Genomic DNA, 20,081 nt, shown 5'->3' with positions numbered 1-20,081 from the left:
TGTCTCACCCATTCTGTCAAGTGACTTTTTCGATCCCATGGCGATGTCCACTACTTCGTCGGTCTCTGCTCCCCTACGCCAGGCCCCGGCGCAGTCCCCCACGGCCCTCGCCGTCTGGGGCTCGCGCATCACCCTCGGGGCCCTGGCGGTCGGGGGGATCCTTGCCGCGCTGCTCGACGTGTCGCTCTCGATGGAGGCGCAGATGGTGGGGTACCTCATCGGAATGGTGGCCCTCAACCTGCCCCACGGCGGCTACGAACACTTTGCGAACCTGCGCCACCGCCGCGTCTCCTTCAGTCTGCGGTACATCGTGTTGTACCTCGCCTTCCTCGTCGGCTTCGTGGGCTTCTTCTTCGTGGCGCCCGTCGTGGCGCTCGGCCTAGCCTTCTCCACGGCGGTCATCAAGGGTGGGCACGGCGGGCTGAAGGTGATGGACGCCCTGTGCGGGACCGAGCACCTGCAGTCGTCGTGGCAGCGCGGCCTGGCGGCCTTCGTGCGGGGCGGTGCCGTCATGCTGGTGCCACTGCTGGCCTGGCCCGGCGTCTACGTGACGTTCTCCACCTACATGGTGCACATCTTCGGCGCGGCAGGCCCCCTGCCGCTGGCCACGCGCCTCGCGGACGTTCAGGTGGCGGTGGGTACGGTCTACGGCCTCGCCCTCGTGGCCCACCTCGGTGGGGGGCTGTACGCCGGGGGGCTGTCGAGGGCGTGGCTCACGGATGCGGCCGAGACCACGCTCCTGGTCGTCTACTTCACGTTCGTCCCCATGATGCTGGCGGTGGGCCTCTACTTCCCGCTCTGGTACACCCTGCGCCAGACCGCCCGCACCACGGCCGTCGCGTCCGACGCCCCGGCGCCGGACCGGTTGTCGCTTCCCCTCACCTGGGCGGCGATGGTCCTGGGGGCGCTCGTCACGTTCGGGCTCATGGCCGGCTTCTACGTGCTCGTCCCGAATCCGCTGGGCGGCGCCGGACTGCTCGGCGGGGCGGTGGCCTTCTACACCATTTTCGTCTGTCTTCTGGCGCTGCCCCACATCGTCGTGGGCGAGTGGCTGGACCCGGCGCGGGGCATCTGGTACGTGCCGTAGCCCCACCCCGTTGTGTGCTTTCCGAATCGACTGCCCACTCAACCTCCCGTACGCCTATGTCCATGGATGCCGACCAGGTCATCGTCCGCGACTCCATCATTTTCGCCGTGGCCCTCGTGTTTGTGGCCGCGGGCCTCGCCGACGCCGTGCACATTCTCACCGGCCTTTCGTGGTGGGGCGCCGCGCCCCTCGGCGTGGCCCTGTGGGGAACCGCCGCTACCCTGCTGTATCGTCGCGTCCAGTACCAGCTGGCGGACCCGCCCAACGAGACGGCGGCCTAACGCCCCCCCTTCACTGTTCCGGTCTACCCGCCCCACTGTCATGAGCACGACCGCTCCCACGACCGACACGCACACAATTACGGTCCAAACCGAGGCCGACCAACACAAGATCGAGGTCGAGCCGGGCATCACGCTGCGACAGGCCCTGCGCCGCCACGGGCACTCGCCCCACAATGCCGTTACGGACATCGCCAACTGCGGGGGGCGGGGCCACTGCGGCCTGTGCGTAGTCGAGATCGTGGAGGGCGCCCCTCCCCCCACGCAGGCCCTCGACAGCACGCTCAGCGGCATGGGCGTGGGGCGCCTCTCCTGCCTCGTGACGGTCGATCACGACATGACCGTCCGCCTGTAGCGTCCCGTCAATTGCCTCAATTACTTGAAGGGACGAAGGGTGTCCTCCACCTGCGCGGCGTAGCCGCCCCCGAAGAGATTGAGGTGGTTGATGAGGTGGTAGAGGTTGTAGACGTCGCGGCGCGTCCCGTATTCCGGCGCCAGCCCCCACGCCGACCGGTAGGCGTCGTAGAAGCGGTCGTCGTAGCCGCCAAAGAGCTCAGTCATGGCCAGGTCTGCCTCGCGATGGCCGTAGTACGTAGCGGGGTCGACGAGCGCCGGGTCGCCGACGGCGGTCACCAGGTAGTTGCCCTTCCAGAGGTCGCCGTGCAGGACGGACGGCTCGGGCGACCTGGGGAGGATGTCCGGCAGGCGCCGGTAGAGGGTGGTGAGCGCCGTCCCCCAGCCGTCGCGCCACCGGCCGCGCTCCCGCGCCATGTCCACCTGCGGCGCCAGCCGCTGCTCCCGAAAGAACGTCGGCCAGTCGTCGGTCCACGCGTTCGACTGCGGCAGTCGGCCGATGAAGTTGTCCTGGCCAAACCCGTACGCGTCGGCGGTGTGGCGGTGCAGGGCCGCAAGCCCTTCCCCGAACCGGTCCCAGAAGCGCCGGCCCTCGCGCCCCGGGTTGACCCACTCCATGACGAGAAACCCCGGGCGGTCATCGGTGGCGGGCGCGGTGTCGTGGACCGACGGCACCACGAGGGGGCTGTCGGCTGCGCCGAGGGCCTCCAGGCCCGCCGCCTCGCCGGGAAAGGTGCGCGCCACCTCGTCGGGGCCGTGCTTCAGAAAAAACGGCGCGGCGTCGGTTTCGAGGCGGCACGCGTTTGCAATGCATCCGCCCCGGACGGACGCCACCGACTCGATCGTTGCGTCGAGCCGCTCCTCCAGGGTGTCACGGAGCGCATCCGGCAACATACGATGGAGTGTGGGACTGGGCGCGGGCACGAAAAGAGCACGACGGGCGTCGCCGCCCACTCGGGATGGGGCCGGATCAGTGGCCGTGCTCCTGCTCTTCGGCTCCCTCCTGCTCGTCCTCGACGTCGATCAGGTCGTACTCGTCGGCGAGGCGATGGAGGAGCATGTCCGCGGTCCGCTCGACGATCTCGTAGACCCGTTCGAACCCCTTGCGCCCGCCCTGGTAGGGATCCGGGACCTGGTAGTCGTCCGGCTCCGGATCGAACTCGCGGAAGAGCCGCACCTTGCCGCCGTACTGGTCGTCCTCGTCGAGGTGGAGGACGTCGTTCAGGTTACTCTTGTCCATCACGAAGATGTGGTCGAACCGCTCCAGGTCTTCGGCCTCGAACTGCGACGCACGGTGCTCCTCCAGCGAGAGGTCATTGCGCTGGGCGGTCCGGCGCATCCGGTCGTCCGCCGTATCGCCGACGTGCCAGCTGCCGGTGCCCGAGGATGAGATCTCGAAGTGCTCCGCCAGGCCGGCCTGCGTTGCCTTGTCGCGGAAGACCGCTTTCGCGAGGGGGCTCCGGCAGATGTTGCCGAGGCACACGAACTGGATGCGGATGGGATCGGACATGACGCCTGCACAATGTATCGAAGAGTGAGCGGTCGAAATCAGTATGCCGTACGGAGCGGCGCACACGGTGTGCCGGGGGTGGGCCCCTGCAGGGTCCGGCGTTCAAAAACCTCTCACGTAACATTTCCTGAAGCCGGGCGACCGGACGGAATCTCTCCGCCCCGTCCCCCATTCGTCCATGGGCCGTCGCGTTCCGGCCTCTACGATATGCGTCACTTTCCCGCAGCCGCTCCTGTAGCAGATGCCCCCCACGAACAACACTGCCGACGACCCCGTGCTCAGCGTCGCCGAACTGACCCGGGGGCTGAGCGACCTGGTCGAGGACCGTTACGACGACGTGTGGGTGGAGGGGGAGCTGTCCGACTTTACGCGGGCCGCGTCCGGCCACTGCTACTTTAGCCTCAAGGACGAGGACGCGCAGATCCGCTGTGTGATGTGGAAGCACCTCACGCAGTACGTCTACTTCGAGCCCGAGGAGGGCATGCAGGTCCGCGTGAACGGCCACGCCTCCGTCTACGAGCGGCGGGGCGACCTGCAGATTCAGGCGCAGGCGATGCGGCAGGCGGGCAAGGGGGCCCAGCAGAAGGCGTTCGAGGAGCTCAAGCAGACGCTGCAGGCGGAAGGGCTCTTCGCCCCCGAGCGCAAGCAGGCGCTGCCCGCGTTTCCCGACACCATTGGCGTCGTCACGTCGGGCCAGGGGGCGGCGATCCACGACATCCAGTCGGGCCTGGCGCGCCGGTTTCCGCCGGCCGAGGTGGTGCTGTGTCCGGTGAAGGTACAGGGCCTCGACGCCCCCCGGGCCGTCGCCGACGCGGTGGCGGCCTTCAACGACCTGCCCGCCGACGATGCCCAGCGGCCCGACCTGTTGATCGTAGGCCGGGGCGGCGGCTCCACCGAGGACCTGTGGGCGTTTAACGAGGAGGTGGTGGCGCGGGCGCTCGACGCGTCCAATCTGCCGGTCGTGAGTGCCGTCGGGCACGAGTCGGACGTGACGATTGCCGACCTCGTGGCCGACGAGCGGGCCGCCACGCCGTCCGCGGCGGCCGAACGCGTGGTGCCGGACCGACGAGATGTGGCCGACCGCGTGCGCGCCCTGCACGACCGCCTCCGCTCCCGGGTCACGGGCCGCCTCCAGGATGCCCGCCAGCGCGTCGACGCGCTCGTGGCGTCGCGGGCCTTCCACGCCCCGGCCCGTCGCCTGGAGCAGCACCGACAGCACCTCGACGCCCTCGTGGACCGACTGGGGCGGGGCGGCGCCCGGGCCGTCGACCGGGCCCGCACGCGCCTTGCACATCTCCGCGACCGCCTGCACGCCCTCGACCCCGAGCAGCCCCTGCGCCGGGGCTACGTGCACCTTACTCAAGACGGCACGTCCGTCCAATCCGCCGAGTCGCTTCAGGACGGCGACCGGGTGCGGCTCCATTTCCAGGACGGGCGCCGCGACGCCGAGGTGCTTCCGGACGATGGATGACCGTGGCGGTCCCCCTCTCCAAGCGCCCAGCCGGTTGTCCCCTATGCCCATTTCCCCTGCCGAAGATGTCACGGCATCGTAAAGTCGGCGCCTCGCCCCCCTCCTGCGCAAGGTGCACACGGGCAGGGAGCGCAAGGCCTTGACCAGGAACCGCCCTGTTTGTAGGCTGTACATCCGACCGTTCTTTGCCAGGTGCCGTTATCCCCTTTTCCCATGACGGCCCGGCATGCCCACCGCCTTTTCGCCTCTCTGCCCCACGGCCGGCCCGACTGTCAACGTCCCGCGATCTATGGCTTCGGACCCGACCCAACTTACGATTCAGTTTCAGCCGGAGCAGCGCGTGGACGTCATCGACGTAAATCAACACGTGGAGCAGGAAGCCGAAGGGTTCTTGCGCAACCACGAACAGGCCCTTTACTGTTCGTACCACACGACGGCCGGCTACCTGGAGGAAACCATCTGCAACCGGCTCGACCAGTGCCAGGACCAGGTCCACGAGTTTCTGGATCCCTTTCGGGAGCTCTTTCCCTACGGGGCGGACTACCAGCACGACCAGCTCCACCTTCGGAAAGAGCTGAGTCCCAAGCAGCGCCGCACTGAGCCCCGCAACGCCGACTCCCACCTCACATTCATCGGCTCGGGGCTCGAAAACTGCGTCACGTACCCCAGCACCCCGGCCCGGCCGGTCTTTTTCATTGACCTTGACGGAATCAACAAGGACAACCAGGACCGCCGCGAGCGCCGTACGACCGTCATCGGGTACGACAACGAACGGATCGTCGACCAGACAGAACTCGAGGTGCCGGTCTCCGACCACTCCATCGACTCGGTGAGCCTGCGGGACCCGCGGCTCGGCATCTTCAAGACGCTGCACGAGCGGCTGGCCGCACGCGGGATCACCACGGGCCGTGTGCACCTCGAACTCGTCCCCGAGGAGAAGCACGTGGGCCTCACGGTCAACGAGTACGAGACCCTCCTGATGAAGCACGACCTGGTGGAGGTTCTTCAGGACCCGCTGCAGTTCATGGCGCGGAAGGGCCGCAACATGCTCCGCGACCCCGGTGCCATTCCCGACAAGGCCAAGAACTACGCGAAGTACGACCTCGTCCGGCTCGTCAACAAGGTCGTCGATACCCTGGGACTAAGCGAGTCCTTGATCGAGCGCATCATCGACAAGTGCCTCGCGGTGCCGGCCGAGCGGTTCCTGCGGATGAAGCGGTCGGTCAGCCTGCTCGTGACCGAGGACGAGGCCAACGGCGAAGGGACGATTGAACAGGGCCGCTACCAGAGCCCCATTCTCGTGCAGTGGCGCCCCTCCGAGCCGCAGACCCGCCGCGTCCGGGCCACCTTCACCCGCTTCGAGTAGCCGCCGCGCCTAGATCAGCGACTGGCTCTGGCCGCCGTCCACGTTGATGCAGGCCCCGGTGATGAGGCTGGCCCGCTCGGAGCAGAGAAACGTGACGGCGTCGGCCACTTCTGTGGCCCGCCCGAAGCGCTCGATCGCAATGTTTTCCTCGACGAACTGCTCCATCTCTTCCGGGTTCTCCTTCACGCGCCGGTCCCAGCTGCCGCCCGGAAATCGGATGGAGCCCGGCGCCACGCTGTTGACGCGGATCTCGGGGGCAAGGTCCTGGGCCATTACCTTGCTTACACTGATGAGGGCCGATTTGGTGGTGTTGTAGAGAGACAGCCCCGCGCCGCCGAGCTCCCGCCCAAAGATGGACGAGATGTAGCAGATGGAGGCGCCCTCCACCTCCCGCATGTGCGGGACGGCCGCCCGGCTCACGCGGACGTGCGACATGAAGTTCAGGTCCATCAGGTCCTCCCAGTCTTCGTCGGACAGCTCTTCGAAGCTCCCCCGTCGGTTGCCGCCCACATTGCCGACATAGGTGTCGATGCGCCCAAATCGGTCGTAGGTCTCCTCGACGAGGCGCTCCGGCTCTCCCGCCTCCGTCACGTCCATGGGGAGGGCGAGCACCTCCGCCCCCTCCTCCCGCACCTCCGCCGCGGCTTCGTCGAGGTCCGAGGCGGTGCGTGCACAGATGGCCACGTCACACCCCTCGCGGGCGAGGGCCTGTGCAATGTACTTGCCGATGCCGCGGCTCGCGCCGGTGACGATAGCGGTCCGATCCTGAAGTCCGAGGTCCATGGCGGGAAGGGAGCGTGGTGAGGGAAACGAGCTGTATCCACCGCACAGGATAGACACCGCCACGGTCCCCGTCCATCCCTTCTTCCCGAACCGACCCGGCTTTCAACGCATTTGAACAAGGGTTTTTTCGAACCCTTTCGTCTCCTCGTTCGCCCGACTGCCTCCTTTCAGCCCCCCATGCCCGACGCATCCGACGCCGCCGACCGCACGTTTGAAGACACCCTGGAGCGCCTCGAAGACATCGTCGACACCCTCGAAGACGATCCCCCTTCGCTGGATGAGGCCCTCGACGCCTACGAGGAAGGCGTGGCCCTGGCCAACGAATGCCTCGACCGGCTGGAGGAGGCCGAGCAGCGCGTGAGTGAGCTATCGATCGACTAGCCCTGCAGGTGCCGTTCCGTTCCGGAGGCACCCGGGCACGAGCGTCGGGCCGGGCACACCGTCGCCGCCCGTGTTCTCACCGTAGGGGCGCCCCGGTTCCGGCGCTACGGCGCCCCGCCCTCCTCGTCGGACGGGGGCGGGTCGACCGCGGTTGAGTCTACGGGTTGCAGTTCGGGGGCCACGGTGCCGGGGTCGAGGGAATACAACGCCCCGGTGGAGGCGTCCACGAGCAGGCCCGGGACGAAAAAGTTCAGCAGATTGACCGTGGCCCAGAGGCTGCGCCCCGGACGAAGGGTGGTGTGGTGGGGCTCATACCCCTCCTGGTAGATGCTGATGGAGTACTCGCGGTTCCGTTTCAGAACCGTCGTCGTGGGCGTCTCCCCCACGGGACGGCCGTTCACCTCGACCTGCGCCTCGGAGGGAGTGGACTCCACCACAATCTCCTGCGAGGACCCGTGAATGAGGGTGGCACATCCCACCATCCCCACGGATGCAACGAGCACGAGAAGGCTCCGCAGGGCACTGGGAGCAGGCGGGATCGACTGGGGCATGAGGAGGCGGTTTCTTCGGAGAAGGGTTCTCCGACATTACCAGACAAATACCATGCCCGCTTCGGGGCGGCCGGGTATTTGCCGAGCGCCCCAGCGGTCGGCCGCGCCGCCCGGCCCCTACTCAGAACGTCATCGTCGTGTCGTGCCCGGCCGCCTGCCGCGCCAGGTCGTCGGCCCCACCGAACGTGGCCCACGGCGCAAGGTCCGCTGCCTGAATGCCCCGGGCCTCGGCACAGGGCTTGCAGACCACAAATTCGTCGAGGGCGTCCTCCGCACGGAGCGTTTCGAGAACGGCCTGTACGGTCGGCAGGCCCGGCGCCTTGAGCTCTGTGAGGTCGACGTGGCTGGGGGCGCCGAGGTAGGTGGCCTCCTGCATCGCAAAAAGCGCCACGCTCCCTCCGCGGCTAAGGGCCCCCTTGCCCGCAATGAACGGCAAGACGGCCTTCGTGCTGTTATCCGGTCCGATCGTGGTAAGGACGTGCATGGGACGGAAGGTTTTGTTTGTGGGATACGGAACGACGCAAGGTCGGGACCCAGGTCGACAGTCACAACCCGGGTGCCACACCCTCCCACACCTCTTCACGTCCCGTCGCCGCTCTGAGCATACACGACCAGCCGCCAAAGGGCACTCCGGGACGACCCGCCGGGGCGTCATTGGACCAGTCCCCTCACGCCGTCCGGTCGACAGGCGCAGCGAGAGACACCCGCCGTCGCACGAAATGGAGCCGGTTCTCATTGCTCAGCTCGTACCCTTCATACCGGCCGAGCGCCGTCCATGCCTGCGGGTCTCGAAGACGGAGAAGCGCTCCGTGCACGACGCCGTCTCTCGGGAAGCGACCGATGTCCTCAGTAGACACGCAAGAGACCCTTGCCGATGCGTCCCGAAATCAGCATCCTCGCTGAGCCAGAGCGATTCCCAGAGGATGACCCTGCGGGCCCCTTCGACTCCCGCCTCCCTTCGATCGTCGGTCGCTCAGAATGACGCTCGAACAAACGTATTTCTTCGTGTCTACCCAGAGGATGAATCAACACGCGCCCACAACCGAAACGCGATTTGCCACGCCGAGGCACTCCAGCTCCTCGCCGCCCGCATGAGGGCGCCACACGTGGCAAGAGGGACCGACGACGCAGACGTGGATGACGGAGGTCATGTGCGACACATCCCGCCGCAAACTACCCAGCACGTTCGTGGTCCCCAGTATACTTTTTGGGTAGCGGCTCAACAAGTAGTGAGTCTTTCTGTTTGAACTGCGTCGCGTCTGGCCCACCAGCCTGGTCTATCCGATGATCAAAGAGACTTACGAGTGTAGAGAGTGTGGCTCCTCGAACATCGTCAAAAACGGACACAGCGCTAGCGGCTCTCAGCAGTATCACTGCAAGGACTGTGGAGCGCACAAGGTTCTCGATCCAGAGCCGCGAGGCTACTCCGAGGAGGAGAAAGAGAAAATCCTCCGTGCTTACCGCGAGCGCGGGTCAAAGCGGGCAATCAGCCGGATATTCGGCATCAGCCGCAATACATTGACCCGGTGGCTCAAAAAAAGGGACGAGAATCCGATTCAGTAGCCGAAGGGCTCCGGCCTGCTGAGGAAGGCGATGTCCTTGAACTCGATGAATGCTGGACGTATGTCCGAGAGCGGGCGAATAAACGGTGGCTGTGGGTTGCTCTGTGCCGGAGAACCCGGCAGGTCGTGGCATTTGTGATCGGAGACCGTTCGGCCAGAACCTGTGCTCGGCTCTGGAGCCGGATTCCGGAGGAATACCGTCAGGGCAGAAGCTTCAGCGACTTCTGGAAGTCCTATCGCCCAGTGTTTGCGGGCGACCCCAGCCACCGGCAGGTCGGAAAGTCCAGTGGTGAGATGGCCCACGTGGAAAGATTCTTCGGGCGACTGCGCCAGAAGCTGGCCCGGTATGTCCGCCGGACGCGAGCGGCCTCCGAGTCAGAACGGATGCTCCATCTGACGACGAAACTGTTCGTGGAGTGGTACAACGAAGCCATCACTTAACATCTATCCGCTACCACTTTTTGTATTCCTCTCGCCCACCTTATTTTTTGCCGTCCTTGGCTCGGGATCTTTCCCAAAAGAATGAAGTAGTTTCTTTGGAAATAGCGGGATAGACTTCACGAACTCCAAGGACAGAAATCACGGTCGCTCGTGATTATGCGTCCGCCCAATGAATCGTCACCTTCTGCACGAGTCTCTTACACCCACCAATGTACAATACCGAAGGCGTAGACGCCGTCGCAACCATCACCGAACTCCGGTCGGAGACCTCCGATCTCATCGAGCAGGTCCAATCGACGAACAACGGCGTACTTATTCAGAAGAACAATGAACCGCACGCCGTGCTCATCTCATGGGAGGCCTACAAGGCCATCAAGGAGGAGGTCGACCTCAACGATCTGTAGGGAGGACGGGTGCCCCCCACCACACCCGCCGTCCCCACGCCCCCGGCCGCTACGCATCGTCGCGGGCCAGGTACCGCGTCCCACTGTAGAGAAGACCGACGCCGAGCACCTTCACCAGGTCGATCACCGCGAAGCGGAGGAAGCCCTTGTCGATCGACTCCATCCAGGTGCCGTGCCCGGCCGCGTAGTGCAGCCACACGACGCCGCACACGAAGACAATCCCGGCCCCGACCATCGAGGCGAGCGTGCTCCCGGAAAACGCGTTCCACCGCTTCGAGAGGGCCCCGATGACCGCCGCCGCGAGCGGATAGGAAAGCAGGTAGCCGGACGAGACCACGCCGAAGAGGTAGCTCGTGCCGTACCCGTCTCCTACAAACACCGGCAGGAAGAGGCCGAGCCCCAGGTACAGCGCCTGCGCGAGCAGTCCATTGCGCCAGCCGAGGTACAACCCACTGGCGTAAACGGCCGCCGTCTGCAGGGTAATGGGGACCTCCCACAGGTACACCCGGAAACTCACCTGCGCCGCAATGGCCGTCAGCAGGGCAAAGCCAACCACGCCAACCGCCTGGAGCAGCGCGGACGCCCGTTCCTCACGGAGCGCATCGACGAGGGCCGTGTGCGACGACCGGAGCGAGAGCAAATTGGACATGGGCGTGGGTGTGTCGATCTGTTAGTATGAGACTGTACACTGGATTCAGAACATACTAAAGCAGACCGCCAACCTGCAAGTCCGCCGAACGCCCCTTCCCGAATTTTTACGGTCCCCACACGCCGCCGGCCGTTCCACGACTCGGATTCTGGAGACTTCGTCGACGGTCCGAGGGGCAGGCAGCCCTGAATTCTTCGCCAATCGTCCGTCGGGTCGTTTTCGAGAGCGGGCCCGTCCCGTATTCTATCGTTGACTCTCTTCCCCGACCTTCCCGTGCCATGAAACGCTTCGAAGAACTGTTCGCCGAACTTGCCGACAAGGTCGACCGGCAGGACCCGGACTCCGGAACCGTCCAGGCCGTACAGGAGGGGCGCCACGCCATTGGCAAGAAGGTGATCGAGGAGGCCGGAGAGGTGTGGATGGCCGCCGAGCACGAGGGCCCGGACCGCACCGCCGAAGAGATTTCTCAGCTTCTCTACCACCTGCAGGTTCTCATGATCGCGTGCGACCTCGACCTCGAAGACGTCTACGAGCACTTGTGAGGCGGCGGGCGCGTGGGGGCGACGGACATGCCGGCCCCTGAACGCCGGTACCCGGTTCCCCCCTACGTCCCCACCGCGCAGGCCCGGGCGACAAACCATCTTCATCCACCAAGCGACCCCCCTCATGCTACAAATCGCTCTCCCCAACAAAGGCGCCCTCGCAGACGGCGCCGTGACCCTGGCCGACGAGGCCGGTTACAACTGCCGCCGCCGCGGCCGTGAGCTGTCCGTGCGCGACCCCGATTACGGCGTCGAGTTCGTCTTTCTGCGCCCCCGCGACATCGCGACGTACGTGAGCAAGGGCATCATCGACCTGGGCGTGACGGGCCTCGACCTTACCTACGACAGCGGGGCCGACGTGACCCATGTGCTGGATCTCGGCTTCGGGGCGGCCCGCTTCTGCTACGCCGCGCCCAAGTCCAGTGACCTGACGCCCGACGCCTTTACCGCCGATACGCGCATCGCCACGTCCTACGATACGCTCGTGCGCCGCGACCTGGAGCAGCGGGGCGTAGACGCGCGTGTGATTTCGCTGGACGGGGCCGTCGAGATCTCGATCCAGCTTGGCGTGGCCGACGTCATCGCCGACGTGGTCCAGACCGGCCGCACCATCGACGAGGCCGGGCTCGCGACAATCGGCGCCCCCATCCTGAATACCGAAGCGGTGCTGGTGGCCCAAAACGGACACACGATGGAGAAGGATGCCGCCCAGCACTTCGCGGAGCGGGTGAAGGGCATCATCGTGGCCCGCGAGTACGTGGTCGTGGAGTACGACCTGCCAGAGGAACACCTTCCCGAGGCCCGCAAGATCACCCCCGGCATCGAGTCCCCCACCGTGTCGCCCCTCAACAAGGACGGATGGGTGGCCGTGAAGGCTATGATTGAGCGGGAGTCCGTCAACGCAGTCATGGACGACCTCACCGAGCTGGACGCCCGCGGCATCATCGTCACCGACATCCGCACCTGCCGGATGTAGCCTCGGGCCTTCCCCCGTTTGGGACTCCGGTACGCTTTTAGTATCGGTCGAGCAGCTGGCCGCTGAGGCGCAGCAGCTCGACCTCCGCCTGCTTCGCCTCGAACTGCACCGTGAGGAGGCGGCTCTCGGCCTGAACGAACTGCTCTTGCACCTCACGGAGCTCGACGCTCGTGATGGTGCCCTGCTCAAACTGCTCCAGGGCCACGTCCACGTTCGCCCGCACGGCTTTTAGGGTCTGCCGCCCGAGGTCCACGAGGCGGAGGCGGTTTCGGTACCGCTCGTAGGCGTTCGTGAGCTCGGTCACGAGCCGGGCCCGGACGTCCTCCACCGCGAGGCGCGCGTTGGTCGTTCGGATGTCCGCGTTCTGGGTGCGACGCCACCGGTTGAGTCCATCGAAGAGGTCGAGCGTGAGCGACACCCCGTAGGTCACCTCCGTGCTCGTGTTTTCCTGCACAAAGCCGCTTTCCGCGTTGAGCTGCGAGTAGTTGAGGCCCGCCGTCAAGTCGACCGTGGGGAAGAAGTCGGCCCGCAGCTCCCGCTGCTCGGCCTGGGCCACCCGCAGGGCCTCGCGGGCCTGCGTCAGGGCGGGGCTCTCCTGCAGGGCCGTCTGCTGAGTGGACGCGTACTGCAGGCTCGTGTCCACCTCAATCGCGGAGGCGACCGCGTACCGGGTGGAAGCGTCTTCGGGGCGGGCCAGCAGCCGGTTGAGCTGGTTCTTCGCGTTGGTGAGGGCCGCCGCCTGCCGCAGGGCCTCCGTCGAGTCGGCGTTCAGGTCCACGCGCACCTGCCGCACCTCCAGGTCGGAGGCCGACCCAAGCTCCCGCCGGAGCTCTGCGATGCGCAGCCGCTCGCGGGAGATGGCCACCGCCTCCTGCAGCACCTCGAGCTGTTGCTGCTGCCGCGCCACGTCGTAGTAGCCCTCAATCACGTCGGCCACCAGGGTTTCGACCTGCTCGTCGGTCGCGGCCGCCTGCCGGTCGCGCTCCGCCCCGAGGCGGTCGTAGGTCGCGAAGGGCCGCAGGCCGTCGAACACGGTCCACCGGAGGTCCGCCCCGGCCCCGGACTGGGTCGACGTCGCCCCGTCCGTGCTTTGCGTCTCACCGGACAGGAAGACCTGCTCCGAGTTGGAGCGGGTCTGCGAGTAGTTGGCCTGTCCCGAGAGGGTGGGGAGAAAGCCGGCGTTCCCGAGCGAGACGTCGTTCTCGGCGATGTCCGTCTCGCGGCGCGCGATGCGGGCCTGCCGATTGTCGTCGAGCGCCCGCTGGACGGCGGCGTCGAGGCGGAGGGTGTCTCGGGGAGCCGGCTGCTGGGCCTGGACGAGCGACGGCGCGAGCATGGCCCCGACGAGAAGGACCGGGACGAGACGAAGAATTGGAATCATGTACAGGACGCGGGAGAGGTGATTCGTGATGCGCGATCCACAAGTCGGAAGCCGCCTCACGTATCACGTTTCGCGTATCAGATGGGCAGTACGAAACACGCGATACGCAATACCGGCAGCGGCGCTTCTACCCGGAGGGCGCTCCCTGTTGTTGGGGGGCCATTCCCTCCTCCGGCAGCCCATCCCCACCGGCCCCGCCGTCGCCCACCAGTGCGGGCCCGGCGTCCTCACTCGTGAGGTAGGTGTACGTGGCGGGAATCACGTAGAGCGAGAGAACGGTGCCCACGAGGAGCCCGCCAATGACGGCCACCCCCATCGGGACACGGCTCTGCGCCCCTGCCCCCAGCGCCAGCGCAATGGGCAGCACGCCGAGGATCGTGGAGAGGGCGGTCATGAGGATGGGCCGGAAGCGCACCGCCGCCGCCTCCTCGATGGCCTCCCGGATTGACAGGCCCGCGGCCTTGCGCTGGTTCGCAAACTCGACGATGAGAATGCCATTCTTCGCCACCAGCCCGATCAGCATCACCATGCCGATCTGACTGAAGATGTTGATCGTCTGGTTGAAGTACCAGAGGAACAGCATTGCCCCCGCCAGGGCCAGCGGCACGGTGAAGAGGATGACGAGCGGGTCGCGGAAGCTCTCGAACTGGGCCGCGAGGACCAGGTAGATCAGGACGAGCGCCAGCCCGAAGACGTAGAGCAGCTGGTTCGACGTCTCCTGGAAGTCGCGCGACTGGCCGGTGAGGGTGGTCGAGAACGCCGGGCCGAGCACGTCGTCCGCCACGCGGTCCATCGCCCCGATGCCGTCCTCGATCGTGTTGCCGGGCGCCGGGCGCGCGCTCACGGTGGCGGACATGTAGCGGTTGAAGCGGAAAATTTGGGGCGGCGTGGCCTGCTCGCTCACCGACACGAGGTTGTCGAGCGGCACCGGCTCTCCGCTCGCGGACCGGACGTACAGGCTCGTCAGGTCGACCGGCGCGTCGCGGTCCTCCTCGTCGACCGTCGCGAGAATCTGGCGCTGCTCCCCGTCCCGCACGAAGTAGCCCACCCGCTGCTCCGCGAGGGCCAGCTGCAGCGTCTGCGCCACGTCGAGCGGGGAGACGCCGATGTTGTTGGCCCGGTCGCGGTCGATCTCCACCTGCAGCTCCGGCTTGTTGAACTTTAGGTTCACGTCCACGACGCCCAGCTCCTCCTGCTGGCGCGCCCGCTCCAGGAAGGTGGGCAGTGCCTCGCGGAGGTTCTCGACGCTGGAGGTCTGCAGCACGTACTGGACGGGCAGCCCCCCGCCCCCGCCCCCCACCGAGATCGTCGGCTCCTGGGAGACGAAGGTGCGCGCCCCCTCCAGCTCCCCGAGCGCCGCCTGCAGGCTGTCGGCGTACTGCATCTGCGAGACGTCCCGCTCCCCGGGCGGCACGAGGCGCGTAAACATGAACGCCGAGTTGACCGAGCTGGCCGCTCCGAAGCCCGGCGAGGTGACCGAGATGGTGGACCGCTGGTGCTCGGCCGGGATGGTCTCGTCCAGGGCCTCGTACATCCGGTCGACGTACCCGCTCATGTAGTCGTAGGTCGCCCCCTCCCGAGCCGTCGCGTTCATGCGCACGAGGCTCCGGTCCTCCAACGGGGCCAGCTCCTGCGGCAGCGTAAAGTGGAAGGTGGTAATGACGACGATACACCCGGCCATGATGACGAACGCCGCCCAGCGGTACTCCATGAACGCCTCCAGCGAGCGGCGGTAGGCGTCGGTCAAGGACTCGAAGACCGGCTCCGTCTTGCGGTAGATCCAGGGCTTCTCGTCCCGCTGTTTGAGCAGGCGCGTCGACAGCATCGGCGTGAGCGTGAGCGCCACGAAGGAGGAGAAGGCCACCGCCCCGGCGATCACCATCCCAAACTCCTGAAAGAGCTGGCCGGTGAGCCCGCCCATGAAGATGATGGGCGCGAAGATAATCACCAGCGACACGGAGGTGGCCACGACCGCGAAGAAGATCTCGCGCGTGCCCTCCAGGCCCGCCACCATCGTGTCCTTCCCCTCCTCGATTTTCGCGTAGATGTTCTCCAGCACCACGATCGCGTCGTCCACCACCAGCCCGATCGCCAGCACGAGCGCGAGCAGCGTGAGCACGTTGATCGAGAAGCCCATCGCGTACATCACGAAGAACGACCCGGTCAGCGCGATCGGCACCACGATGAGGGGAATGATCGTGGAGCGCCAGTCGCGGAGGAAGAGGAAGATGATCAGCACCACGAGGAGGAACGCGATGAAGATCGTCTGCTGCACCTCGCTGATGCTGTCGCGGATGGGCTCGGTGTTGTCGAAGCCGATGCCGAGCTCCAGGTCGCTCGGGAGCTCCGCCTTGATGTCGTCGACCCGGCGGTAAAACTCGTCCACGATGTCGATGTAGTTGGCCCCCGGGAGGGGCCGCAGCACGACCCCTACCATCGGCACGTTGTCGCGCTGCAGGAGCGTCCGCTCGTTGAGGGGCGCAATGTCGGCCTTGCCCACGTCCTCCAGCCGAACGGTCTGCCCGTCGGGGCTCTGCTTGAGGAGGAGCGAGTTGAAGTCCTCGACGGTCTCGAGGCGACTCTTCGTCCGCACCGTCAGCTCGATCGTCTCCCCTTCAATGCGGCCCGACGGCAACTCGACGTTTGACTGGTCCAGCGCCTGGCGCACGTCGAGCGGCGTCAGGTCGTAAGCCGCCAACTTCTGCGGATCGAGCTCCAGACGCATCGAATAGGTCTTCTCGCCCCAGATGTCGACCCGGCTCACCCCTTCGATCGTCTGGAGGCGTTCTTTGAACCGTTTGTCCGCAATCTCGGTCAGCTCCATCAGGCTCCGCGTCTCCGACTCGATGTTCAGAAACACGATCGGCGGCGCACTGGCGTCGGACTTCGACACGCTGGGGGGCTCGGCGTCGGGCGGGAGCTGTTGCTGAGCCCGGCTCACGCGGTCGCGGACGTCGTTGGCGGCCCGTTCGAGGTCGGCCCCCAGGTCGAACTCGACGGTGACGGTGGACTGCCCCTCGCGGCTGACGGATTCGATGGTGCGGATGCCGTCGATGCCGTTGATCTGCTCCTCCAGCGGCTCGGTAATCTGCGAGTCGATGACGTCGGCGTTGGCGCCCCGGTACTGGGTGCTCACGCTGATGATGGGCGGGTCGACCGCCGGGTACTCGCGGACGCCCAGAAAGTAGAATCCCACCGCCCCGAAGATCATGATGAGCAGCGCGAACACCGTCGAGAGGACGGGCCGCCGGATGCTGAGGGAGTAGAGGCTCATTTTCGCTTTTGCGTCTGGGCGTTTGGGCGTAGGGGCGTTGAGGCGTGATCCGTGAAGGGTCCGATCGAACGGCGTCACGCTTCACGTTTCACGCACCGCGGGCGGTGTGGGGGTCCGGGGACTCAGCGCCCCGGCGCATGCGATTCTTACTCGAGGGATTCGATCCGAATGGGGAGGCCGGTGCGCAGGCCCTGAATGCCGGACGTGATGACCGTGTCGCGGAGCGAAAGGCCGTCGGTGACCTGGACGGTCGAGTCGGTGCGGACCCCGAGCGTCACGTTCCGGGGCTGGGCGACGCCGTTCTCGGCCACGAAGACGCGCTGGCCGTCGAGGGTGGGCACCACCGCGAAGGACGGCACGACGATCGCGTCCGTCATCTGCCCGAGCGGAACGGTCACGTCGGCGAACATGCCGGGCCGGAGCGCCCCGTCGGGGTTGGGGGCGCGGGCCCGCAGCCGAAGCGTACGGGTGTCGGTGCTGACCTGCGTGTTGCTGGCGTAGACGGTTCCCTCCAGCGTCCGCTCCAGGCCGCGCACACGGAACGTGACGGACTGGCCCGTCTGCACGCGGGCGGCGTACTGCGCGGAGACCGAGAAATCGAGCTTGATCGGGTCGGTCCGTTGCAGGGTCGCAATGGTCGTCTGCGGCGACACGTAGGCCCCCGTGCTCACCTCCCGCAGCCCCACGACGCCACTGAAGGGGGCCCGGATTTGGGTCTTCCCGATGCGGGCTTCCACCAGGTCCAGCTCCGCCCGGAGCACCTCCACCTCGTTCACTGTGGCATCGTACTCCTCCTGGCTCACGCCGCCCTCGTCGAGCAGCTCCTTCTGGCGCTGCGCCCGGTCGGTGGCCAGCGACAGGCGGTGCTCCAGGCGGTCCTTCTCGGCCTGCAGCTCCGCGTCGTTGATCCGCACGAGGAGTGCGCCTTCGTCCACCCGGTCGCCCTCGTCGAAGCGAATGTCCGTGACCTTGCCCGCCGTCTCTGCAGTCAGCTCCACCGACTCGTCCGCGCGCAGGGTGCCGCTCGTGCGGATCCGCTCGGTCACGGTCCCGGGCTGGAGCGCAGTCGCGTCCACGCGCATCGGCGCGTCGTCCCCGCCGCCGTCGGACGACTCGGACCCGCCCATCTTCGGTAGCGCCAGCCCGACGACCACGAGCACGACGACCCCGAGCGCCACGCCGCGCTTGGTTCGGGGCGTCCATCCGGACTCGGTCCCGGACTCCGACGAGGAACCAAAGGAGGAGGGGAGGTCGCTCATAGCAGGCAGAAAGGATCTGGAGGGGCCCACGTCGCCACGGGCGCCGGGCACACAATGGGACGGGCGTCGGATAGGAGAGAAAATCCTACCCGGCGAGCGATTCTTGGTTCGACGGGCGGTGTGCTTTGTGGACGAATCACGCCCTCGCGTTGCGAATCGCTCGGATTCCGGAACCGCCGGCGCGCGGAGCGAGAAAGAGCCGCACCGTCTCGCGGCGGCCCGAAACCGCCCCCACCACCCACGAGTCCGTTACGTGCACTCTGTTCTCTTCTTCGTCGACGCCGCTCCGCCGCGATGCACACGTTCACCGCCTCCAGTTCGCTCGGCGCGTCCGCCGACGCCCTGTTCACCTGGCACAGCCGCCCCGGGGCCTTCGAGCGCCTGACGCCCCCGTGGGCCCCGGTGCGGCTCCAATCGTTCGAGGGGATCGAGGCAGGCGACCGGGCCGTGCTGCGCATCGGGCCGGGCCCGCTGGCGGTGCGATGGGTGGCCGAGCACTACGGCGTAGAGCCCGGCCGGCAGTTCTGCGACCGACAGGTGCAGGGCCCCTTCTCCCACTGGGAGCACACGCACCGGTTCACGCCCGCGGACGACGACACGGGGGGCGCCACCCTGACGGATCGGATCGAGTACGAGCCGCCGGGCGGGGCGCTGGGCCGACAGGCGGCGCCGTGGCTGGAGGCCGAGCTGCGCCGCCAGTTTGCGTACCGCCACCGCATCACGCGCCGCGACCTGTCGCTGCACCAGCAGTACAATCCCGACGACCGGTCCCTGACGATCGCCGTGAGCGGGGCCTCCGGCCTCGTGGGGTCGAGCCTCGTGCCCTTCCTCACCACGGGCGGGCACACCGTGAAGCGCCTCACCCGCTCCGGCCCCACCGGTGCCGACGAGATTCTGTGGGACCCGCGCACCGACCGGGTCGAGGCCGACAAGCTGGAGGGCATCGACGCGGTGATTCACCTGGCGGGGGAAAACGTATTCGGACCCTGGACGCCCGCGAAGAAGCAGCGCATCTACTCCAGCCGGGCGGACGGAACCCGGCTGCTGGCCGAGGCGCTCGCCGGGCTCGACGACCCGCCCGAGGTGCTCGTCTCCTCCTCCGCCGTCGGCTACTACGGCGACCACGGGGCCGACCGCATCACTGAAGAAAGCGCGCCGCGCGACGCGGGCTTTCTGGGCGAGGTCTGCGAGGCCTGGGAGGCGGCCGCCGAGCCCGCCGCGGCCGCCGGCATCCGCACCGTGCAGATGCGCACCGGGATCGTCCTGACGCCCGCCGGCGGGGCACTCCGCCTCATGCTCCCGGCCTTCTGGCTCGGCCTCGGGGGGCGCGTGGGGGGGCGCCACCAGTACTTCCCCTGGATCACACTCGACGACGTGATCGGCGGGATCTACCACGCCCTGTGGACCGACGCCCTGGAGGGGCCCGTCAACCTCACCGCGCCGCGTCCGGTGACGATGCAGGCGTACACGGACACCCTGGCCGACGTCCTGCATCGCCCGGCGTTCCTGAACGTCCCCTCCTCCGTCGTGCGCACCGTCGGCGGCGAGATGGCGGACGAGATGCTCCTCACCAGCGCCCGCGCCGTGCCGCAGCGCCTGCAGGATACCGGCTACGACTTCGGGGCCTCGGCGCTGGAGGACGGCCTGCGGCACGTGTTGGGGAGAACAGCAGACTAGTCCGAGCAGGAACGCCCCGATCGGGCCGGTTTGTCGCCCGCTCGTATTGCGTGTTGCGCATTGCCTGCGTGTTGCGTATTGCGTGAACAGAGCTGTTTGCACACCGACACGTACGCAATACGAGATACGCAATGC

General features: G+C 67.0%; 20 protein-coding genes. 11 read left to right on the top strand and 9 right to left on the bottom strand.

Features of this window, described 5'->3' with window-relative positions:
* Nucleotides 1–37 precede the first annotated feature (37 nt).
* From SRU_RS03935 to SRU_RS03925, 3 genes are read left to right on the top strand one after another with little or no spacing between them, the layout of a single operon-like run.
* Nucleotides 38–1,087 (top strand): Brp/Blh family beta-carotene 15,15'-dioxygenase, encoded by a 1,050-nt coding sequence (locus SRU_RS03935; RefSeq protein ID WP_202795396.1) that lies wholly within the window; start codon nt 38–40, stop codon nt 1,085–1,087.
* A gap of 56 nt (nt 1,088–1,143) precedes the next feature.
* On the top strand, nt 1,144–1,368 hold the full coding sequence (locus SRU_RS03930; protein WP_013061341.1) for a hypothetical protein: 225 nt from the start codon (nt 1,144–1,146) through the stop codon (nt 1,366–1,368).
* A gap of 40 nt (nt 1,369–1,408) precedes the next feature.
* Nucleotides 1,409–1,720: a 2Fe-2S iron-sulfur cluster-binding protein gene (locus SRU_RS03925; RefSeq protein ID WP_013061340.1), complete on the top strand. Its 312-nt coding sequence runs from the start codon at nt 1,409–1,411 to the stop codon at nt 1,718–1,720.
* A 20-nt stretch (nt 1,721–1,740) separates the two neighbouring features.
* Here the strand turns inward: SRU_RS03925 and SRU_RS03920 are convergent, their stop codons facing one another.
* Both SRU_RS03920 and SRU_RS03915 read right to left on the bottom strand, forming a co-directional pair.
* Complete coding sequence (locus SRU_RS03920) at nt 1,741–2,613, bottom strand: fructosamine kinase family protein (protein ID WP_112903381.1); 873 nt, start codon at nt 2,611–2,613, stop codon at nt 1,741–1,743.
* A 76-nt stretch (nt 2,614–2,689) separates the two neighbouring features.
* The gene (locus tag SRU_RS03915; RefSeq protein WP_011403506.1) at nt 2,690–3,229 is read right to left on the bottom strand and encodes a low molecular weight protein-tyrosine-phosphatase; all 540 of its coding nucleotides are present in this window, start codon (nt 3,227–3,229) and stop codon (nt 2,690–2,692) included.
* Nucleotides 3,230–3,470: 241 nt separating this feature from the next.
* Between SRU_RS03915 and xseA the strand changes: the two genes are divergently transcribed.
* Nucleotides 3,471–4,700, top strand: coding sequence for an exodeoxyribonuclease VII large subunit (xseA, locus tag SRU_RS03910; protein ID WP_164923501.1), 1,230 nt, complete (start codon nt 3,471–3,473; stop codon nt 4,698–4,700).
* Nucleotides 4,701–4,989: 289 nt separating this feature from the next.
* On the top strand, nt 4,990–6,066 hold the full coding sequence (locus tag SRU_RS03905; RefSeq protein WP_237701923.1) for a hypothetical protein: 1,077 nt from the start codon (nt 4,990–4,992) through the stop codon (nt 6,064–6,066).
* Nucleotides 6,067–6,075: 9 nt separating this feature from the next.
* Here the strand turns inward: SRU_RS03905 and SRU_RS03900 are convergent, their stop codons facing one another.
* Nucleotides 6,076–6,849, bottom strand: coding sequence for an SDR family NAD(P)-dependent oxidoreductase (locus SRU_RS03900; protein ID WP_011403503.1), 774 nt, complete (start codon nt 6,847–6,849; stop codon nt 6,076–6,078).
* Between the two features lie 177 nt (nt 6,850–7,026).
* Between SRU_RS03900 and xseB the strand changes: the two genes are divergently transcribed.
* Nucleotides 7,027–7,230 carry an exodeoxyribonuclease VII small subunit gene (gene xseB / locus SRU_RS03895; RefSeq protein WP_103015747.1) on the top strand — a complete coding sequence of 68 codons (204 nt, stop codon included), beginning with the start codon at nt 7,027–7,029 and terminating at the stop codon, nt 7,228–7,230.
* 104 nt (nt 7,231–7,334) lie between these two features.
* Here xseB and SRU_RS03890 read toward each other — a convergent pair whose 3' ends face one another.
* Together SRU_RS03890 and SRU_RS15455 are read right to left on the bottom strand one after the other, a co-directional pair.
* Nucleotides 7,335–7,781, bottom strand: coding sequence for a PEGA domain-containing protein (locus SRU_RS03890; protein WP_011403501.1), 447 nt, complete (start codon nt 7,779–7,781; stop codon nt 7,335–7,337).
* A gap of 121 nt (nt 7,782–7,902) precedes the next feature.
* Complete coding sequence (locus SRU_RS15455) at nt 7,903–8,265, bottom strand: DsrE family protein (protein ID WP_237701922.1); 363 nt, start codon at nt 8,263–8,265, stop codon at nt 7,903–7,905.
* Between the two features lie 800 nt (nt 8,266–9,065).
* Between SRU_RS15455 and SRU_RS03880 the strand changes: the two genes are divergently transcribed.
* Nucleotides 9,066–9,784, top strand: a protein-coding gene (locus SRU_RS03880; RefSeq protein WP_076611408.1) for an IS1-like element ISSru3 family transposase whose coding sequence is annotated in 2 segments (ribosomal slippage) — nt 9,066–9,314 and nt 9,317–9,784 — 717 coding nt in all. Because the reading frame shifts where the segments join, the coding sequence is not laid out codon by codon here.
* A 209-nt stretch (nt 9,785–9,993) separates the two neighbouring features.
* Entirely contained in the window at nt 9,994–10,188 is a 195-nt protein-coding gene (locus SRU_RS03875) for a type II toxin-antitoxin system Phd/YefM family antitoxin (protein WP_011403499.1), read from the top strand.
* A 49-nt stretch (nt 10,189–10,237) separates the two neighbouring features.
* On the opposite strand, the gene SRU_RS03870 is transcribed toward SRU_RS03875, so the two are convergent.
* Entirely contained in the window at nt 10,238–10,837 is a 600-nt protein-coding gene (locus SRU_RS03870) for a biotin transporter BioY (protein ID WP_011403498.1), read from the bottom strand.
* A 278-nt stretch (nt 10,838–11,115) separates the two neighbouring features.
* On the opposite strand from SRU_RS03870, the gene SRU_RS03865 reads away from it, so the two are divergent.
* Nucleotides 11,116–11,379: a phosphoribosyl-ATP diphosphatase gene (locus tag SRU_RS03865; RefSeq protein ID WP_011403497.1), complete on the top strand. Its 264-nt coding sequence runs from the start codon at nt 11,116–11,118 to the stop codon at nt 11,377–11,379.
* Between the two features lie 124 nt (nt 11,380–11,503).
* A complete protein-coding gene (hisG, locus tag SRU_RS03860) occupies nt 11,504–12,355 on the top strand; it encodes an ATP phosphoribosyltransferase (protein WP_011403496.1) in 852 nt (283 codons plus the stop codon).
* Between the two features lie 37 nt (nt 12,356–12,392).
* On the opposite strand, the gene SRU_RS03855 is transcribed toward hisG, so the two are convergent.
* The 3 genes from SRU_RS03855 to SRU_RS03845 form a co-directional block, all read right to left on the bottom strand.
* Complete coding sequence (locus SRU_RS03855; protein WP_221231675.1) at nt 12,393–13,736, bottom strand: TolC family protein; 1,344 nt, start codon at nt 13,734–13,736, stop codon at nt 12,393–12,395.
* A 127-nt stretch (nt 13,737–13,863) separates the two neighbouring features.
* Complete coding sequence (locus SRU_RS03850) at nt 13,864–17,010, bottom strand: efflux RND transporter permease subunit (protein WP_164923499.1); 3,147 nt, start codon at nt 17,008–17,010, stop codon at nt 13,864–13,866.
* Nucleotides 17,011–17,156: 146 nt separating this feature from the next.
* Entirely contained in the window at nt 17,157–18,269 is a 1,113-nt protein-coding gene (locus tag SRU_RS03845; protein WP_011403493.1) for an efflux RND transporter periplasmic adaptor subunit, read from the bottom strand.
* A 294-nt stretch (nt 18,270–18,563) separates the two neighbouring features.
* On the opposite strand from SRU_RS03845, the gene SRU_RS03840 reads away from it, so the two are divergent.
* Entirely contained in the window at nt 18,564–19,946 is a 1,383-nt protein-coding gene (locus SRU_RS03840) for a TIGR01777 family oxidoreductase (RefSeq protein WP_011403492.1), read from the top strand.
* The last annotated feature ends 135 nt before the right edge of the window (nt 19,947–20,081 follow it).

Source organism: Salinibacter ruber DSM 13855 (assembly GCF_000013045.1).
Lineage (GTDB): Bacteria > Bacteroidota > Rhodothermia > Rhodothermales > Salinibacteraceae > Salinibacter > Salinibacter ruber.
This window is presented reverse-complemented; position numbering and strand designations above follow the sequence as displayed.

Bases quoted from the DNA above. Each gene is read 5' to 3' on its own strand.
- SRU_RS03935 (WP_202795396.1), top strand. From the start codon at position 38: ATGGCGATGTCCACTACTTCGTCGGTCTCTGCTCCCCTACGCCAGGCC.
- SRU_RS03930 (WP_013061341.1), top strand. From the start codon at position 1,144: ATGTCCATGGATGCCGACCAGGTCATCGTCCGCGACTCCATCATTTTC.
- SRU_RS03925 (WP_013061340.1), top strand. From the start codon at position 1,409: ATGAGCACGACCGCTCCCACGACCGACACGCACACAATTACGGTCCAA.
- SRU_RS03920 (WP_112903381.1), bottom strand. From the start codon at position 2,613: ATGTTGCCGGATGCGCTCCGTGACACCCTGGAGGAGCGGCTCGACGCA.
- SRU_RS03915 (WP_011403506.1), bottom strand. From the start codon at position 3,229: ATGTCCGATCCCATCCGCATCCAGTTCGTGTGCCTCGGCAACATCTGC.
- xseA (WP_164923501.1), top strand. From the start codon at position 3,471: ATGCCCCCCACGAACAACACTGCCGACGACCCCGTGCTCAGCGTCGCC.
- SRU_RS03905 (WP_237701923.1), top strand. From the start codon at position 4,990: ATGGCTTCGGACCCGACCCAACTTACGATTCAGTTTCAGCCGGAGCAG.
- SRU_RS03900 (WP_011403503.1), bottom strand. From the start codon at position 6,849: ATGGACCTCGGACTTCAGGATCGGACCGCTATCGTCACCGGCGCGAGC.
- xseB (WP_103015747.1), top strand. From the start codon at position 7,027: ATGCCCGACGCATCCGACGCCGCCGACCGCACGTTTGAAGACACCCTG.
- SRU_RS03890 (WP_011403501.1), bottom strand. From the start codon at position 7,781: ATGCCCCAGTCGATCCCGCCTGCTCCCAGTGCCCTGCGGAGCCTTCTC.
- SRU_RS15455 (WP_237701922.1), bottom strand. From the start codon at position 8,265: ATGCACGTCCTTACCACGATCGGACCGGATAACAGCACGAAGGCCGTC.
- SRU_RS03875 (WP_011403499.1), top strand. From the start codon at position 9,994: ATGTACAATACCGAAGGCGTAGACGCCGTCGCAACCATCACCGAACTC.
- SRU_RS03870 (WP_011403498.1), bottom strand. From the start codon at position 10,837: ATGTCCAATTTGCTCTCGCTCCGGTCGTCGCACACGGCCCTCGTCGAT.
- SRU_RS03865 (WP_011403497.1), top strand. From the start codon at position 11,116: ATGAAACGCTTCGAAGAACTGTTCGCCGAACTTGCCGACAAGGTCGAC.
- hisG (WP_011403496.1), top strand. From the start codon at position 11,504: ATGCTACAAATCGCTCTCCCCAACAAAGGCGCCCTCGCAGACGGCGCC.
- SRU_RS03855 (WP_221231675.1), bottom strand. From the start codon at position 13,736: ATGATTCCAATTCTTCGTCTCGTCCCGGTCCTTCTCGTCGGGGCCATG.
- SRU_RS03850 (WP_164923499.1), bottom strand. From the start codon at position 17,010: ATGAGCCTCTACTCCCTCAGCATCCGGCGGCCCGTCCTCTCGACGGTG.
- SRU_RS03845 (WP_011403493.1), bottom strand. From the start codon at position 18,269: ATGAGCGACCTCCCCTCCTCCTTTGGTTCCTCGTCGGAGTCCGGGACC.
- SRU_RS03840 (WP_011403492.1), top strand. From the start codon at position 18,564: ATGCACACGTTCACCGCCTCCAGTTCGCTCGGCGCGTCCGCCGACGCC.